This window comes from Stenotrophomonas sp. A3_2 (assembly GCF_036624925.1).
Lineage (GTDB): Bacteria > Pseudomonadota > Gammaproteobacteria > Xanthomonadales > Xanthomonadaceae > Stenotrophomonas > Stenotrophomonas hibiscicola.
Map to the genome: position 1 here is coordinate 1 of NZ_JAZKVY010000191.1, position 377 is coordinate 377.

The following is a 377-nucleotide window of genomic DNA, read 5'->3' on the forward strand; positions in this document are numbered from 1 at the left end:
GGCCGCCGGCGCGCCGCAGGTCCTCGATCACGAACTTGCTGAAGGTGGTGCGCCTGGTGGGCATTGGTCTCTATCGCCGCCGCTGCCCGTCGCGGCAAGCGCATCCTGCAACCAACCCGCAATCCCTGGCGTTCGCCCGCCGATCTCACGCAGGAGAAGGGATACTCCCCATGCGCACCATTTTGCTCGCCGGCGCCGCGTCCCTCGCCATCGCTGGCACAGCGGCCGCCCAGACCCCCGCGCAGCCCACGATGGCTCCCCCCCCGCCGGAGCAGACAGCGCCGCCGGGGACAAACAATGGCGTCGGGGTTGGCGCGGGCGCGGCCACGGCCACCAGCCCGTCCGCCGCCACCACCGCTGGCCAGCCCACCGCCGCC

Annotated in this window: 1 pseudogene; it reads left to right on the plus strand. The window is 73.5% G+C overall.

Features of this window, described 5'->3' with window-relative positions:
- Nucleotides 1-170: 170 nt before the first annotated feature.
- Nucleotides 171-377, plus strand: a pseudogene (locus R5H29_RS05650) (hypothetical protein); the annotation flags it as partial.